Source organism: Methylobacterium nodulans ORS 2060 (assembly GCF_000022085.1).
Lineage (GTDB): Bacteria > Pseudomonadota > Alphaproteobacteria > Rhizobiales > Beijerinckiaceae > Methylobacterium > Methylobacterium nodulans.
This window is the reverse complement of record NC_011894.1, coordinates 3,071,529-3,086,360: the sequence shown is the minus strand read 5'-3', so window position 1 is coordinate 3,086,360 and position 14,832 is coordinate 3,071,529. Positions and strand designations below refer to the sequence as shown.

Here is a 14,832-nt window from a genome sequence, read left to right as displayed (position 1 = left end):
TCATCCGGCCACGGCACGTCCCGCCCGTTTGTACTCTTTTCGTTCTAACGCGGAGGGCGGCGTGAGTCTCTACCGGGTCGGCGAGCAGGCAGCAGACTGGAGTGGGCTATTGCGCATCCCCTTCATGCTTTGACCCGCGCCTCACGGGTGTGCCGGGGATCGTGCTGAGCAACAACGGTGGCTGCGCCATTGCCCGTACCAGCGAGGCCAAGGCGCTCGGGATCAAGATGGGCACGCCCTGCTTCATGATCCGCGACCTGTGCCGACGCGAGAAGGTGCGGGTGTTCTCGTCGAACTACGCCCTCTACGGCGACATGTCGGCGAGGGCCAATGCCGTCCTACCGGACCTTCGCGCCCGACGTGGAGGTGTACTCGATCGACGAGAGCTTCCTCGACCTGTCGGACGTGCGCGAGCGGGAGAGGCTGGAACTCGCCCGCGACCTGCGCTCGACCGTGCGGCGCTGGACGGGCCTGGCCACCTGCGTCGGGATCGGGCCGCCCAAGACCCTCGCCAAGCTCGCCAACCATATCGCCAAGAGCATCCCCGAGCTCGGCGGCCATGTCCTCCTGACGATCAGCTGGTGGCTGTTCCATCTCTCGCTCGCGACCGCGGTCGATCCAGGACCGCAGGTCGACAGCCCGATCCCGAGATCGGCCGCGCGCTCGCGCCGCGAGCGCCCGCTGGCCTGGGCAAGCCGCACGGCCTCGGCACGGAACTCGGGGGTGAAGCGCTGCTTCGGTTCTGCCATCGGAGACCTCGTCCCTCATGGAAAGAGCTCTCCACTTGTCCGGCGCAAGTCCATTCATGAGCTACTTCGTCGGGGGCGTGTGCATGGCGCTGCTCGCCGTGTCCCTGCGCGATCCCCTCCCGTCCGCCACGGTCGCCGGACGCATCCCGTGGTGGCCATGGAGTGGGGGGGCTGTTCGGCGCGATCTTCATCGGCCTGGCGATCTTCCTCGTGCCGCAGTTCGGGGCCGCGACGTTCATCGCGCTGCTCATCACCGGCCAGATGCTCGCGTCCGTGACGTTCGATCATTTCGGCTGGCTCAGCCTTGCCCAGCGGCCGATCGACGTGCCGCGCCTGGTCGGTGTTGCGCTGCTGATCGGCGGCGTGGTGCTGATCCAGCGCTGAACCATCATGCCGGTCAGCCGGCCTTCACCGCGCCGGTGCGCAGGATCGTGGTCAACTCCTCCTCAATCGCGGCGGGGAACCCCAGCGCTTGCAGCTTCGCCACAGTGTCCTCGACCGGGTAGGGGAAGGACCGCAGCGTGAAGGTGCCGTCCTGCCAGACGGCATAGCTCGCGCGGGGTTCCCCTGCGCGCGGCTGGCCGAGGCTGCCGGGGTTCAACACGGTCTGGTTCCCGAACCGGCCGAGGAATGGCATGTGGCTGTGGCCGACGAGCAGCACGTCGGCCGTCACGGCCTCCAGCTCGCTCCCCCGTCCTTCGGGCGCGCAACGCCCATACAGGGGGGGTCCGAGGGTGTCGCGTGCGTCAGGTGAAAGCGCACCCCTTCCCGCACCGCCTGGGCGTGGAGTGGCAGGTCGCGCAGATAGGCTTTCTGCCAGTCGCTCAGTATGGATGACGTGTGCCGGCGGGTCGTCTCAGCCAGGACGCGATAGCGCGCGCTCCACCGGCTGTCGTCGTCGTGGCCAACCGCGTGATCGTGGTTGCCCTGAACGATCAGCGACGCCTTCTCCCTGATCTCCTCGACCACCTCCCGCGATTGCGGGCCGTAGTTCACCAGATCTCCGAGCACCCAAAGCTCATCATACCCTTCCGGGAGTGCCTGCAAGGCGTCCAGGTTGCCGTGAATGTCGGAGATGATGACCAGCTTCATGCCTGTAATCTTTGCCTAAATTGCGATTGGTGAACATCATATTGTTCAGAACCTGCGGCCAGAGCTTAGGGTGATCACGTGTCCAGAAAACGACCGGACACTGTTGGCGAATTCCGGGGGGTGCTGGGTGTAGGCTGACCGTCCCGCTCGGAGGTCGCTCATGTCGCTCCGGCCGCACCACCCACTCCCACCGGTCCCTGAGGACACCGCCCGGGTGGCCCAAACCGCGTTCCGGCGCGGCAACCCCTACCTGCTCCTGCGCACGCGGCTCGGCACAATCTTCGCTGATGCCGCGTTCGCCGACCTCTATCCCGCACGCGGCCAGCCCGCCTACGCGCCCTGGCGCTTGGCCCTGGTCACGCTCTTGCAGTTTCGGGAGAGCATGAGCGATCGCCAAGCCGCCGAGGCGGTCCGGGCGCGGATTGACTGGAAGTACCTGCTGGGACTTGATCTGGCCGATCCCGGCTTCGACTACAGCGTCCTGTGCGAGTTCCGCGGTCGGCTGCTGCAGCACGAGGCCACCGGGCGGCTGCTGGCCCGCATCCTCGATGCCGCGCGCGACCAGGGCGTGCTCAAGGCGCGCGGGCGCCAGCGCACCGACAGCACCCACGTGCTCGCCGCGGTGCGCGACCTCAACCGGGTCGAGCTGTTGGCCGAGACGCTGCGGGCGGCTCTCAACGCGGTCGCGGCCCTCGCCCCCGACTGGCTGCGCCGTGTCGCCCCGCCCGACTGGCACGAGCGCTACGATCGCCGCATCGAGGATGCGCGACTGCCGGAGACCGGCCCCAAGCGCGAGGCCTACGTGCTGCAGGTCGGGGCGGACGGCTACCGCCTGCTCGACGCGCTGGATGGCGCGAGCGCGCCGCCACTCGCTGTCGCCTTGCCTGCCGTGGCCGTGCTGCGCCGGGTATGGGCGCGGCACTTCGAGCGCGCAGGGGACGGAAGTCCACCCGCCGGCACCAGCGTCCGGCTGCGCCCGGTGCAGGGACGCGGGCCCGGCGACCGGGTCGAGTCGCCCTACGACGTCGAGGCGCGGTTCCGGGCCAAGTCTGGAACGGAGTGGACCGGCTACATGGTCCACCTGACCGAGACCTGCGACCCCGACCTGCCTCGGTTGGTCGTTCACGCCGACACCACTCCGGCCAATGTGCATGAGGCGATGCGCACCGGCGTGATCCATGCCGCCCTGGCGGGCCTGGATCTGATCCCCTCCGAGCACCTGGTCGACGCGGCCTATATCAGCGCCGAGCATCTGGTCGCGGCGCACGAGCGGCACGGCATCGCCCTGATCGGCCCCGCGCGGTCGAACCAGAGTTGGCAGACGCGTGAGGAGGGGGCGTTCCACGTCACGGACTTCGCGGTCGACTGGGAGCGCTGTCGCGTGTGCTGCCCCGAGGGCCGCGAGAGTACGAGTTGGGGCACGTACAGGGACAAGGTGAGCGGACGCGCGTTCATACGCGCAGGCTTCAGCCCCGCCGTCTGCCGCGTGTGTCCAGCCAAGCCGCGGTGCACCCGGGCGGGGAGCCGCCGGCTCAGCCTGCATCCGCGTGCGGAGCACGAGGCGCTGGCGGCCGCGCGGATGCGGCAGGAGAGCGAGGAGGGCCGGCAGCTCTACGGGCAGCGACAAGGCATTGAGGCGACGATCGCGCAGGGCGTGCGGAGCTTCGGCTTGCGCCGAGCGCGCTATCGCGGACTGGCGAAGATGACCCTGCAGAGCGTGGCGACGGCGGCCGCTCTCAATCTTGATCGTCTCGCCGCTTGGTTCTCGCACCGCCCGCTGGCCCCCACGCGCACCTCACGCTTCGAGGCTCTCGCTGCATAGCGGCCGAATTCGCCAACAGTATCCGACCGGATACTGCTGCGGAAATAGGGTTGGCCGCTCGGTCCCGGGCCAGACTCAGCCGTCCCATTTCCTCCCCATGATGGTGCGCGCCCGCGCGCGGCCCATCTGTTAGCGAATTCCCACTGGCGCCCCACGAAGCACGCCGGCGCGGGGGCTTGATGCTCGTGATGCAGCCGCGCGAGACGCCAAGCCGGAGGGCCGCTGGAAACCGTTTGATGGACACGCCGGCCGAGGCTTGTTGAAGCCTCTCCCCGGCCCGCCTTTCTGTCCAGAAAATATGTCCGGAAGTCTATTGTCCGAAATACGGTCCAGCTGCACAGACCGGACATGCTGATCGGCTACGGGCGGGTCTCGACCAAAGACCAGAACCTCGACCTACAACGCATGCCCTCAAGCGGGCGGACGGTGTGCTCGTGCGCAAATTGCTCACGATTGCCGACGCTAGAGAAGAGGCGTAGCCTGCTGCTCAAGCAGCCGCGCATCCGAGGCGTCGGCCTGCACGGACGCCCCTCACGGCTGCACGATCCGGCACCGGAGAGTTTGTCATGTCGATCGCACCGACGCTCCAACGATATCTGGCCGACCAAAATGTCGCTTTCGACGTGGTCGACCACAGGCCGACCATGTCGGCGATGCGCACCGCCGAGGCGGCCCATATTCCGGGCGACCATCTCGCTAAAGGTGTCGTGCTGCGGAACGGCGGCGATTACATGCTCGCCGTTCTTCCCGCCTCCCATCACATCAGCCTGCCTGATCTCAGAGCGCAGCTTGGCGAAGATATAACCCTGGCTAGCGAGGACGAGATTGGGCAGGTGTTCCGCGATTGCGCCTCGGGTGCAGTGCCGGCTCTCGGGACCTGTTATGGGTTAAAGACCATCATCGATGATAAGCTCGCGGGGCAGCCCGAAATCTACTTTGAAGCCGGCGATCACGCCACGCTGATCCACATGAACCAGGCGGACTTTGCACGCCTCACTGCTGCCGCGCGCCATGGGCGCTTCAGCGTCCATTAGGACCGAGAGACGATGCGATTGCGCCGCGCAAGCTTGATGGCGCGGCCGGGCCGCGTGGCCATCCGCCCAAGCGCCATTCATCCCGTGCAGAGACCGCGCCGACGCGACCTCTGCGACACGGTCTGGGATTGCCCGGTTTTCGTGGTTCTTCCGCACTTTGCGTGGATCAGGCAGCGATGAGGATGCGGCTACGGAGGAGTGCGAAGCTGGCGCGACCGTACATGGTGCGCTTGAGCATCTTCAGCCGACTGATCTGCCCTTCCGCCTGAGCATTGCTCCAGGACGTCGTCAGCGCCGCCCGAACGGCCGCCCCATCCTGCGCCAAACCGGCCGCGAAGGTCTCCAGCGCAGCGACACCGCAGTTCCGGGTTTCGAGCAGCCATCTGTCGAGCTCGCTGGCAGGGTCCGCCGGCCGGTCGCCGCCCAGGCCACAGGCACGCACGAGCATCGTGAACCGCCGCGCCAGATCGGCGATCCGTGCGGCTTCAGGATCCTGCCGGATGCGGGCGAGGTCAGCCGCGGCGCGGGGCTGCAGTGTCGCGAGGGGCTGCACCAGGATCCAGGCCAGTTGCTTGGGTGAGGCGATGGGTGAGGGTCTGATCGCCTCAGTGCTCGTCGAGGCGGGCTGCGACAGCCATTTGCGAGCCGTGCGCCGCTCGGCGACGAAGCGGTGCACCTGCCGATGGGTTCCCGCGAAGCCCTGGCGGCGGATCTCGCGCCAGAGCGCCATAGCGTTCTCGCAGCCCTCGGCCATGCGCTGCTCCAGATGGGCGAGGTAGGGATCGAGGCGAGAGGGATTGGGTCTGCGGATCGCGCGCTCCGGGAAGCTCTCGGCCTGGGCGTACTTGCGCACGGTCGCTCGCGCCAGACCCGTGGCGCGGCCGATCGCCAGGAGGGTCTCGCCAGCGAGATGGCGTCGGCGCACGTCCTCATAGGCCGCCAGCCGGCGGGCGCGGCTGTCGAGGCTGACGGCAATCTCGGCTGCGCTGCGGCGATAGGCGCGCGGGCGCTCCCCTGGCTGTCGTCCGTCACCACTCGCAAGAGGAGGGAGCTGTCGCAGCCGGCCATGGACGCGGCCAAGCCAGCGTTCGAGAACCTGGCGCAGGTTGAGGAGCAGGTGCCATCGGTCGGCGACCTGGAGGGCGGCCGGCGCGCCCGCGGTGGCCGCTCGGGCGTACTCGGTCGAGCGGTCGCGGGCGACGATCTGGATGCTGGGATGGCGACGCAGCCATGCGGCAACGGTCGCCCCTGAGCGGTCGGGCAGCAGGTCGATCGGGCATCGCCGTTCGAGGTCGACGAGAAGCGTGCCGTAGCTCCGACCTTTGCGGATGGCCCAGTCGTCGATGCCCACGGCGCGCGGCGCGTTCGCTCTCGGCAACGGGAGGCGGTGCACGAGGCGCAGGATCGTGTCGGGGCTGGTTTGCATCCCCAGGTGGCCGGTCAGGCGCGCGCCGGCCTCGCCGCCGACTGCAAGCCCGATCCGGGTCTGGGCCTGAGCGAGGCGGCGGGTCCGGCGCGCTCGCGGCGGTATCAGCCGCGGAAGAGGCTCGGCGAACGTGCGGCGGCGGCAAGCGGGATGATGGCAGTAGAAGCGTCGGATACGCAGGCGCAGCGTCACAGGCTGGCCCATGCTCGGCAGATCGGCCGGACGGCGATCATAGCGGCTGTGAACGGCGGAACTGGGCGTGCCACAGGTCGGACATCGACCATGACAACGGCGGCCATGGGCGATGACGACAAGGTGATCGGTGTGGCGAAAGACCCGCTCGATCGTGCAGCCCGGCAGGGATGAGGACAGGATCATCCGCCTCGTGAATCAGCCTGCGCTTCCCGCGTCACCGCGACCGTTCCACGCAAAGTGCGGAAGAACCACCAATCCGGGGCAATCCCAGTCCTCGCCTTTGCAGTTGCGCGCCGCTGGCCGGATGTGCTCTCGAACGGGGCCTGTCGCAAACTCGATCGCGCCGGCATTCACGGGTCGTGAGGCACACCCACCGAGCTTGCCGGCTCCGTCCCGGAGCCGGCCCATGATCCTGAACGCTCTCGTCCTTAAGCAGAAGCGCAAGCCCGCGGCGACTTCAAGGGCCGGCACGTCGAGGCCACCCTGATCGTGCAGGCCGTCTCCTGGTCCCTGCGCTATGCCCTCAGCTATCGCGAGATCGAGGAGATGCTGCTCGAGCGCGGCTTGGAGGTCGACCACTCCACCCTCAACCGCTGGGTGCTTGCCTACGCGCCTGCCATCGAGCGTCGGCTGCGCATGTTCCGCAAGCCGCATTGTGGATCAGTGCGCGTCGACGAAACGTACAAAGACAGAAGAGACAGAGCAGCCCAAATAGCAATGGCGCAGCAAGCTGCTTTGGCGAGGCAGCAAGCCGGCCAGCAATGCTAACGCCTACCAGTCAGCGAGCGGGAAAGGCCACCTCAGCCGGGTCTTCATCTGGCCGTGCGGGTCGGGTTTACAGCCCCGCATGCCCACGATCATGGTGATGCTGATCGCCTCCTCGAAGGACGACAGGTTGGGCTTGCGGATCTGGATCCAGGACTCCGGCAGTTTCTCCGCGCACCAGTCCAGGAAGGTCCCCGCGGTGTCGCCCGCCGGCCACTCGCAGCCGGTCAGGTACTCCATCAGGCTCACGCGGTGCGTCACCTTGATCGCCAGCCCAGGCCACCTGCGCGGATGCCCGTGGCGGGCGTCGTCGCGCAGTTCACGGATCACCAAGCGGACGCATGCCATGGCCGCGAGTTGGCTCGCCGCCCCTTGCGATTCGGTTATCCGGCTTCCCCTGGACGACGGATTCGGCGCGGCGTGAAATCCGCGTCGAGGGCGAGCGCGCCCGGCAGCAGGCGCCGGACGGCGCCCGCCTCCCGCGGCGCTCGGAGCAGGGCCGCGCTCCCATCCGGGGTGAGGGCCTCCAGGATCCCGAGCGCGCGGTGCCGCCCGGCCGCGTCGAGGAGGCCGACGAGGAGCCCCGCCGGCCAATCGGGGCGCGGTTCCTCCGCCCCGGCCACGCGCAGCGGAACGGCATCGGCGAAGTAGCGCCCGAACGCCACGCGGCGGGCCTCCCGCCGCTCGCCCGCGGGCTTGCGCCGCGCCTGCGGCGGCACCGCGAGCCGGATTGTCGCGCAGCCGAGATCCGGGGCTGGCTCCAGCCCCAGTACCAGCACGAGGTCGGGGGCGAGCGCAGCGAGCTTGCGGGCCTTGAGGACGCGCCCCGGCCCCGCCACGAGGCCGCTGGTGTTGACGAGGACGAGGTCCGTGGCCGCGGCGTCGGCGAGGATGGCCGCGCCGGCGGCCAGGCGGCGGGAGACCGGGACCGGGTCGGTGTCGCCAACGAAGATTAGGCGCGCGAGGTCCGGCGCCGCGCCGGTGCCGGTGCCGAGCGTGACGCAGGCGGGCGGGCCGACGAGCTTCTGGCCCGGATCGGCATCGACGAGGGCTACGGAACGACCGGCCGCCAGGGCCGCGCGCCGCAGGGCGAGGCAGAGCATGCTCTTGCCGCTGTCGGCCGGTCCGAGCACGACGACGCGCCGCGCAGGTCCCGACGCGACCCGTGCTGCGGCCGTCCGCCAGTCCGCCGGGAGTTCGTCGGCCTCGCGCATCCTTCGACCTTCAAGCGTGCTGCCGCGCTGCGCGGGGGTGAGCAGGCAGGCGCGCCTGCGGCAGGAGATCCGGCCCCGGAAACCCTCGATCTGGGTCGAGGTTGCCCGGCCGGCCGCTCACGGACTGCTCGGTGTCGCAGAGCACGCTTCCGTGGCCGATCCGGTCTTCCTGGGTCGACCGGCGGCTCGCATGGCTCGCAGCGGATGGCGTGCCGCTGGTGGTGCCGATCGGGAAGGACGAACGCGAGATGCTGGTTGCGGCCGACCCCCATGACCTTTTCGGTGGCGGGCCACGCCCGCGGGCACCCACCGATGCGGGTCCACCTCGCCTACGTGGACGCGGGCAGCCTCGCGCTTCATCATCAGAACAAGGAAGACCTCACCGACAGTTCTCGGGGGCTCGGCGATGAGTTGCAAGATCAGACGTTAGCGGCAGAAATGCGCCACGAGCGAACATTCACGTCTCGATCGCAAAGCGTCGGCAATTAAGGCGTCAGCAGACATTCGGCCCATGGCACACCACTGGTTCACACAATGCGGCTGTTACAGTTTTCCATACCAGAGTCGCTATGACAGCCAGACTGCTCTGAAGCGGGCTCCCACAGGGCGTCATTTCGCTCTATATTCTTTCGCAAGCTTTACGATCTCTTCGCGATCGAAGGCGTTGATGTCGCCGATTAGATCGTTGGTGATCACATCTGCAGCCTTCACTGGTGTCTTGATTACGCCAAATTTTAACAGAAAATCAAGGTAATCTTGGTAATTTTTTTCGGAATTTTCTCCCCACATGGTGACGCCGCCAGCCTCCAGTCTCCAATTCTTGGCACGGGCCTCAAGGGTCTTTAGGTCATCCCGGATCGCCGCTGTCTCATCACGGCCAGTGCCACGAACCTGCGGGAACACCTCGTATGTGATGCGCAACGCGGCTTCAGGGTTAGCGAGCGCGAAAACCGTGCCCTTCGCGTAACCTTGCGCCAACGCGATGGCCTGAGCGCGGTGGCTCTTCAGGGTCTCATCGAGCGCAATCAGACCGTTTGAAGGGAACTTGGATATCGCGCGATTGTCCTCTTCAAGAAAGCGCAGCTTCGCGCCGGCATTCTCGGCGAGCGCATACTGCGTGTCGAACTGTGATAGCGCGTCGAGCTGGTTCGAGCGAAGCAACGCCGCCGTCTGGCCAGCCTCGCCGGCGACGACGATAGTGATGTCACGGTCGGGATCCATGCCGTTGTTCGCGGCGAGCGCACGGGCAATGATCACACCGCCTGACGCCATCGACGTTACGCCGATCTTCTTGCCCTTGAGATCCTTGAAGCTTCTGATCGGACTCGCTTCCGGCACGGCGATTCCGTAGATGTTGCCCTGGTAGGCCGTGTAATAGTTCTTTGCCTTGACGCCTTGCGCGTGGATGATGGCAAGTGGTTCGATCGAGGGAAGAGAGTAGGGCAGATCTCTTGTCGCGACCGTCCTCATGCAGTCCGTCGAGCCAGGAAGTGGGACGAGTTCCACCTTGAAACCCGCCTTGTCGAACCAGCCCATCTTCTGTGCCACGGCGAAGGGGGCTGCCGCCGATGAAATGGTGCGGGCGCACCAGCCCACCCTCACAACGGCCTGAGCGTGTGCCGCCGTTGCGCATGCCATCATGGCGATCGCTGCCACAATCGGACTACATCTCATAAATTTCCTCCCTTTGCAGATAGATGATCAGTGTCTTTCTTCTGATTTTCGTCCCAAAATAGCACGCGTCTTCGCGCGAAAACAATCATACTGTTAAATGCCAGTCCCATAACTGACAATATAAGCAGGACAGAAAACTGACCAGCCACATCAAGAGAGAAGTTCATGCTTTGAATGAGCATGCCGAGGCCAGCCTGAGCGCCGACGAACTCGGCGACGATTGCGCCGATCAGCGCGAAGATCATCGCGATCTCAAGCCCGGCGAAGATATATGGCATGGCGTTCGGCAGCTGCAGCATCCAGAAGATCTGCGTGCGCGTTGCGGCAAGCGAGCGCATGAGGTTAAGGCGGTCCTCCTCGGCCGAGCGCAGGCCGACGATCGTGTTCACCATGAGCGGGAAGAACGCGACCAGGGCGGCGTTCACAACTTTCGAGGTTAGACCGAGACCGAACCACACGATGATGAGTGGCGCGAGCGCCACCTTGGGCATCGCCTGGAACATCACGATGAAAGGGTAGAGGAAGTACTCGACCGTGCGGTTTAGGGCGACAACCGTGCCGAGGACGACCGCGAGCGCGACACCAAGAAAGAAGCCGAGCAGCGTCTCGTATAAGGTGACCCAGATGTGCTCGAGGTAAAGCGTCGAGGCGAAGCCGCGGTAGAGGGCCGTCAAGACGGCGCTCGGAGGCGGTAGGATGTAGGCCGGGATGGCGAGGGTCCACACAGCCGCCTCCCACCCGAGCAGGAACACCGTGATGGCAACGAGGCGCAGGCCTAAGCCGCCGAGGCCCCGCGTTGTCCAGGAAGCGCGCTTCATTCGATCCCTCCGCCCGCAGCGTTGAGGTCCTTGCGGATTTGCCTGACATACGCGCCGAACTTTTCCGTATTCATCACATCGAGCGAGCGCGGCCGCGGCAGATTGATGACCAGCTCATCCTGAATGCGGCCAGGCCTGGGTGACATGACCAGCACGCGGTCCGCTAGGAACACGGCCTCGGCGGTGGAGTGTGTGATGAAAACGACTGTCTTGCGCCGCTCAAGCCAGATGCGCTGCAACTCCACGTTCATGCTCTCACGGGTGAGCGCGTCAAGAGCGCCGAATGGCTCGTCCATGAGTAGCATCGCTGGGTCGTGCACCAGCGCGCGGACCAGGGCGACGCGCTGCTGCATGCCGCCTGACAGTTGCCAGGGATACCGATGCTCGAAGCCGGAGAGGCCGACGAGGTTGAGAAGCGACAGTGCGCGCTCACGGATCCGCGCCTTATCGAGGCCTTGGACATCGCCGGGCAGAACCGAGTTGCCGAGCACCGTGCGCCAGGGGAACAGCACGGGCGATTGGAACACTACGCCTATGTCCCGCCGCGGACCGCTGATCCGTGTTCCATTGAGATAGGCCTCGCCGTCGGACGCGGGCAGTAGGCCGGCAAGGATCTTCAGGAGGGTGGATTTGCCGCAGCCCGACGGGCCGACGATCGATATGAACTCGCCATCGCGAACAGTAAAGCTGATGTCCTGTAAGGCAACAACAGAGTCTGAGGCGCCTCCGAAGCGACGAGATAGATGGTGCGCGGCAATAATGTCGCGCACAACCGGCACTGCAGAAGCCTGGGTCGCTGACCGGTCCAGCATTATTCCTCCCTCAGCCGAACTGCCATCGGCCATTCTGGGCAGATTGTCTGCTTTTTGGGCAGAGTTTCAAGGTCGTGCAGTGAGTTGCTCTCCTGATCGTGTGAGTGGGTGGAATCTTCGCGGATGGGCGACAATGTGGGCGCCAATCCCCTGACGATCTGGAAAGAGTATGGCTGGCCAACCGCCGACCGGCGTACCAGCATTGTAGTCGGGCTCGGGAGACACCCTCTAGCCGTTGAGATCGGCCCCAGCGGCACTGTGGCATACCGTCCTCGACCGAAGCATCCACGGGACGTTGTGAGCTCCGACGTGCTGATGCTGTAGCCTCGTGGTTATGGCCTGCTTCTCGCCTCGGAGCGGACGATGAAGCGAGAACTCCCCAAAGTCTGCAAGGGGTCAGCCCCGGTCATTGCAGGCGAAGGCGTAGAAAGCTGCTGCCCGCCCATCGCCGCCCTTCCATAACCAAGCTGGTTGGGCTTCCACCCTGATCCGCCCCGCGTCCGGAGCCGGCAGGCCCGCCCGGCCCCGCCGCGGCGGGCCGACGGAAACGAGCACGCAGGCCGATCAGGGCACGACCCGCAGCACAATTTTGCCGCGCGGGCGCGAGCGGACTCCTTCCAGCATCTCGTGCGCGGTGCGCGCTCCAGCCAGCGGCAAGACGGCTCCGATCTGTGTGACGACGCGGCCCGCGATGACATCGGCCGCGATCCGGCCGAGGAGGTCTGTAGTCACGTCAACGAAGAAGAATTTGGCCGAAACACCGTGGCGCACGGCCAAAGTGTCATCGGGTTCAGATACCGCGGAGACCAAAATCCCTCCCGGCCGCAGAACCGGAAACGAGCGTGCCTGCATCTCCCCGCCAACCAGATCGATCACGGCATCGACAGCATGTACCTTGTCCTCGAAGCGTTCAGCGCGAGCGTTGACGACCTTCTCGGCACCCAGGCTTCGCAGGTAGGCCTGGTCGGCCCCGCTCGCTGTGGCGATCACCCGCGCCCCCGCTGCACGAGCGAATTGGACTGCGTAGGTGCCGACGTTGCCGGCCGCTCCGTGAATGAGCACCGTCTGGCCAGTGTCGATCCCGGCATGGTCGAAGAGCGCCTGCCACGCTGTGACGGCAACGACCGGCAAGGAAGCCGCATCCACGTGCCCGAGAGTTGCCGGCTTCTTCACCAGCATCGCGGCCGACGCGAGGGCGTACTCGGCGTAGGCCCCGGTGAAGCGCTTGTTCGTCACGCCAAAGACCGCGTCTCCTACGGCGAGACCCGAGACCCCTACGCCGAGTGCCGCAACACTGCCCGATAGATCGGAGCCGAGGGTCAGTGGCAAGGGCTGCGGCAGCAGGCTTCGCCCCGCGCGGATCCAAGCATCCCACGGGCCGACCCCGGCCGTGTGGACCTGCACGAGGACCTCACCCTCTCCAGGTTCAGGGCGCGGGACGTCCTCCAGAGTGATGACGCTTGGCGGCCCGAATTGGTGGACCCGGCAGGCCTTCATGATTTGCGACGGGCGACCTGAGGGGTGAGATTGGCTGAGAACGGGTGTCGTCATGGCGGGTCTCCTTGTGCGCGCTTTGGACGAAGTAGCGTTCGATGGCTCAATGAGCGCCTCCGGCTGCGAGGTGACCGGGCTTTCTCAGGAGCAGACTTGCTAGAAGCGCCACCACGAGAGCCGCACCAAGCAGGAAGAAGGTGTCCCCGAAGGCCATGACGTTGGCCTGCTGGCGCACCCGCAGGCCAACCGCGATGATGGCCTTGTGGCCAGCCAGAGCCGGGTCGGCGATGCCGTGGCCGAGGAAGTAGCGGGTCAGGCCTGCAAGGCGGGCGCGGGTCGCCTCCTCGAACAACGAGACCTGATGCGTCAGAACATTCGAGTGAAACTGCTCGCGCTTCTGCAGGAACGTCTGCAGGGCCGCGATGCCGATGGCGCCGCCGAGGTTGCGCATCATGTTGAACAGGGCCGAGGCCGAGGCTGCATTCTCCGTCTCGATGCCGGCGGTCGCGACGGCGGACAGCGGCGCGAACACCAAGGCTTGGCCGAGAGCCCGTACCACGTTGGGCCAGAAGAGCTGGTCGGCCGCCGTGTCAGCCGTCATGTGGATGTTCATGAAGTTCGAGGCGGCAAACAGCGCGAAGCCGATCCCGATGACGAGCCGCGCATCAAGGCGCTGCATCAGGCGCGGCACCAGTGGGATCAGTACGAGCTGCGGGAAGCCGGTCCAGGCCAGGACCAAGCCGATCTGCTCGGCATTGTAGCCCTGGATGCGCGAGAGATAGACCGGCAGGATGAAGACGGAGCCGTAGAGGGCAATCCCGAGCAAAAAGTTCGCCAAGATACCGAAGCCGAAGTTCCGGCGTGCGAGAAGGCGCAGGTTGAGGAGCGGCTTCGTGCTTGTCAGCTCAATCCAGACGAACAGTGAGAGCGAGATCGCCGCGATCACGGACAGCCGCACGATGAAGGGTGAGCCAAACCAGTCATCCTTATTGCCCTCTTCCAGCGCCGTCTGGAGCGCGGCCAAACCGATGGCCATGGTCACGATGCCCGGCCAATCGCCCCGGCGCAGCAGCGACAGTTGCATCGGCTTGGTCTCAAGCGAGAACCAGAGCATGCCGAGCATCACGCCGCCGGGTGCGAGATTGACGTAGAAGATGTACTTCCAGCTGTAGGTCTCGGTCAGGTAGCCGCCGACGGTCGGCCCGATCGCCGGCGCGAAGGTAGCCGAGACAGCGAACAGAGCGAGCCCGATCGGCTGCTTGGTCTTGGGCAGGAGCGTGATGATGATGGTGAAAGCCATCGGGATCAGCACGCCCCCTGAGAAGCCTTGCACCGCGCGCAGGACGATCATCTGCGAGAGGTTTGTCGCGAAGGCACAAGCCACAGAGAAGACGAGGAACAGCACCGCGTTGGCGAGGAGGTAGCGGCGCAGCGAGAACACCTGCGCGAGCCAGCCTGACAGCGGGATCACGATGATCTCGGCGACGAGGTAGGAGGTCGAGATCCAGCCACCATCGTCGGTCCCGGCGCCAATTGCACCCTGGATATCGGCGAGCGAGGCGTTGACGATCTGAATATTCAGGACCGCCATGAAGGCGCCAAGCGTCGCCCCGACCACAGCGGACCAGATCCTGATCACACTCTGAGCGCTTGCGCCGGGCCGGTCGACGGCAGTCTGCGAGGACGCAAGCGCGGCGGGGTGAGAAGTGTTGCTGAGCGCGGCCATGGAAAACTCCT

The 14,832-nt window shown here is 66.1% G+C and carries 13 protein-coding genes and 4 pseudogenes; 6 read left to right on the top strand and 11 right to left on the bottom strand.

Annotated features, from left to right (window positions below; all coding sequences use genetic code 11):
• Positions 1 to 101 precede the first annotated feature (101 nt).
• A pseudogene (locus MNOD_RS43225) lies at positions 102 to 573 on the top strand (Y-family DNA polymerase); the annotation flags it as partial.
• On the opposite strand, the pseudogene MNOD_RS14255 reads toward MNOD_RS43225, so the two are convergent.
• Positions 547 to 749, bottom strand: a pseudogene (locus MNOD_RS14255) (transposase); the annotation flags it as partial. The pseudogenes MNOD_RS43225 and MNOD_RS14255 sit on opposite strands and share 27 nt — an antisense overlap.
• 17 nt (positions 750 to 766) lie before the next feature.
• Between MNOD_RS14255 and MNOD_RS14250 the strand changes: the two are divergent.
• Positions 767 to 1,133, top strand: a pseudogene (locus tag MNOD_RS14250) (DMT family transporter).
• A gap of 13 nt (positions 1,134 to 1,146) precedes the next feature.
• Here the strand turns inward: MNOD_RS14250 and MNOD_RS49960 are convergent.
• Together MNOD_RS49960 and MNOD_RS49955 are read right to left on the bottom strand one after the other, a co-directional pair.
• Positions 1,147 to 1,422, bottom strand: a complete 276-nt coding sequence (locus tag MNOD_RS49960; protein ID WP_063748566.1) for a metallophosphoesterase family protein — start codon at positions 1,420 to 1,422, stop codon at positions 1,147 to 1,149.
• Positions 1,419 to 1,841 (bottom strand): metallophosphoesterase family protein, encoded by a 423-nt coding sequence (locus MNOD_RS49955; protein ID WP_063748565.1) that lies wholly within the window; start codon positions 1,839 to 1,841, stop codon positions 1,419 to 1,421. Before MNOD_RS49955 ends, MNOD_RS49960 begins: the two co-directional genes overlap by 4 nt.
• Before the next feature lie 160 nt (positions 1,842 to 2,001).
• On the opposite strand from MNOD_RS49955, the gene MNOD_RS14240 reads away from it, so the two are divergent.
• Both MNOD_RS14240 and MNOD_RS14235 read left to right on the top strand, forming a co-directional pair.
• A complete protein-coding gene (locus tag MNOD_RS14240) occupies positions 2,002 to 3,663 on the top strand; it encodes an IS1182-like element ISMno10 family transposase (protein WP_012631283.1) in 1,662 nt (553 codons plus the stop codon).
• Positions 3,664 to 4,229: 566 nt separating this feature from the next.
• On the top strand, positions 4,230 to 4,697 hold the full coding sequence (locus tag MNOD_RS14235) for an aminoacyl-tRNA deacylase (RefSeq protein ID WP_015929612.1): 468 nt from the start codon (positions 4,230 to 4,232) through the stop codon (positions 4,695 to 4,697).
• Positions 4,698 to 4,863: 166 nt separating this feature from the next.
• On the opposite strand, the gene MNOD_RS14230 is transcribed toward MNOD_RS14235, so the two are convergent.
• Positions 4,864 to 6,501 (bottom strand): ISL3-like element ISMno5 family transposase, encoded by a 1,638-nt coding sequence (locus tag MNOD_RS14230; RefSeq protein WP_012631076.1) that lies wholly within the window; start codon positions 6,499 to 6,501, stop codon positions 4,864 to 4,866.
• Positions 6,502 to 6,724: 223 nt separating this feature from the next.
• Here MNOD_RS14230 and MNOD_RS14225 point away from each other — a divergent pair.
• Positions 6,725 to 7,002, top strand: a pseudogene (locus tag MNOD_RS14225) (IS6 family transposase); the annotation flags it as partial.
• A gap of 87 nt (positions 7,003 to 7,089) precedes the next feature.
• On the opposite strand, the gene MNOD_RS14220 reads toward MNOD_RS14225, so the two are convergent.
• Together MNOD_RS14220 and MNOD_RS14215 are read right to left on the bottom strand one after the other, a co-directional pair.
• Positions 7,090 to 7,413, bottom strand: a complete 324-nt coding sequence (locus MNOD_RS14220) for a hypothetical protein (RefSeq protein WP_244424731.1) — start codon at positions 7,411 to 7,413, stop codon at positions 7,090 to 7,092.
• A 53-nt stretch (positions 7,414 to 7,466) separates the two neighbouring features.
• Positions 7,467 to 8,297, bottom strand: coding sequence for a Clp1/GlmU family protein (locus MNOD_RS14215; protein ID WP_015929609.1), 831 nt, complete (start codon positions 8,295 to 8,297; stop codon positions 7,467 to 7,469).
• Between the two features lie 270 nt (positions 8,298 to 8,567).
• On the opposite strand from MNOD_RS14215, the gene MNOD_RS14210 reads away from it, so the two are divergent.
• Complete coding sequence (locus tag MNOD_RS14210; RefSeq protein ID WP_043748716.1) at positions 8,568 to 8,786, top strand: hypothetical protein; 219 nt, start codon at positions 8,568 to 8,570, stop codon at positions 8,784 to 8,786.
• A gap of 120 nt (positions 8,787 to 8,906) precedes the next feature.
• Here the strand turns inward: MNOD_RS14210 and MNOD_RS14205 are convergent, their stop codons facing one another.
• From MNOD_RS14205 to MNOD_RS14185, 5 genes are all read right to left on the bottom strand, one after another.
• Positions 8,907 to 9,953, bottom strand: coding sequence for an ABC transporter substrate-binding protein (locus tag MNOD_RS14205; RefSeq protein ID WP_244424730.1), 1,047 nt, complete (start codon positions 9,951 to 9,953; stop codon positions 8,907 to 8,909).
• A gap of 14 nt (positions 9,954 to 9,967) precedes the next feature.
• Positions 9,968 to 10,789 carry an ABC transporter permease gene (locus tag MNOD_RS14200; protein WP_015929607.1) on the bottom strand — a complete coding sequence of 274 codons (822 nt, stop codon included), beginning with the start codon at positions 10,787 to 10,789 and terminating at the stop codon, positions 9,968 to 9,970.
• The gene (locus tag MNOD_RS14195; protein ID WP_015929606.1) at positions 10,786 to 11,601 is read right to left on the bottom strand and encodes an ABC transporter ATP-binding protein; all 816 of its coding nucleotides are present in this window, start codon (positions 11,599 to 11,601) and stop codon (positions 10,786 to 10,788) included. Before MNOD_RS14195 ends, MNOD_RS14200 begins: the two co-directional genes overlap by 4 nt.
• 564 nt (positions 11,602 to 12,165) lie before the next feature.
• The gene (locus MNOD_RS14190; protein ID WP_015929604.1) at positions 12,166 to 13,152 is read right to left on the bottom strand and encodes an NADP-dependent oxidoreductase; all 987 of its coding nucleotides are present in this window, start codon (positions 13,150 to 13,152) and stop codon (positions 12,166 to 12,168) included.
• Positions 13,153 to 13,198: 46 nt separating this feature from the next.
• Complete coding sequence (locus MNOD_RS14185; RefSeq protein ID WP_015929603.1) at positions 13,199 to 14,821, bottom strand: MDR family MFS transporter; 1,623 nt, start codon at positions 14,819 to 14,821, stop codon at positions 13,199 to 13,201.
• Positions 14,822 to 14,832: the final 11 nt, after the last annotated feature.